Below are 672 nucleotides of genomic sequence, written 5' to 3' on the forward strand. Positions count from 1 at the left end.
GTCAGATTGAATTCTTTGCGAATCCACCGAATCATTTCCATGAGCGCATGCGTTTCCTGGGGATTCATCCCTGCCGCCGGTTCATCAAGTAAGAGCAGCTTGGGTTCTGCCGCAAGGGCCCGCGCAATTTCCAGCCGCCGCTGTTCACCATACGGCAGATTCTTGGCTATTTCATCTTTCTTATCAGCCAGGCCAAAGATCTTTAAAAAAGCCGTGGCTCTTTCGGTCAGTTCCTCTTCTTCTTTATGATAACGGCCCATGCGCAGCACTGACTCGACTAAACCGTATTTTACATGAAAATGATAGGCTATTTTCACGTTATCTAATACAGACAGATCAGAGAAAAGACGGATATTTTGAAAGGTCCGTGCAATTCCGCGCTGAGTAATTTGATGGGGTTTTAACCCAACCAAACTCTGTCCATCAAATTGTATTTCGCCTTCTGTTGGTTGATAGACGCCTGTTAAGAGATTAAATGCTGTCGTTTTTCCGGCTCCATTCGGGCCAATGAGACCAATCAGTTCGCCTTTAGCAAGGTCGATGTCAAAACAAGAAACGGCTTTGAGACCGCCAAATACTTTCGACAACTTAGTCGTTTTCAGCAGTTCCATGTTTTTTCCCTCCAATCCGCTTCAGCATGCTCCAGCTTAGTTCTTTATTGCCAAATAGTCC

Annotated in this window: 1 protein-coding gene; it reads right to left on the reverse strand. The window is 45.5% G+C overall.

Annotated features, from left to right (window positions below; all coding sequences use genetic code 11):
• Positions 1-611, reverse strand: a 611-nt coding sequence (locus Ga0466249_RS25850) for an ABC transporter ATP-binding protein (RefSeq protein ID WP_215832374.1), incomplete at its 3' end; no start/stop codon positions are given.
• Between the last annotated feature and the right edge of the window lie 61 nt (positions 612-672).

Origin of the sequence: Pelorhabdus rhamnosifermentans, assembly GCF_018835585.1 — a bacterium.
GTDB lineage: Bacteria > Bacillota > Negativicutes > UMGS1260 > UMGS1260 > Pelorhabdus > Pelorhabdus rhamnosifermentans.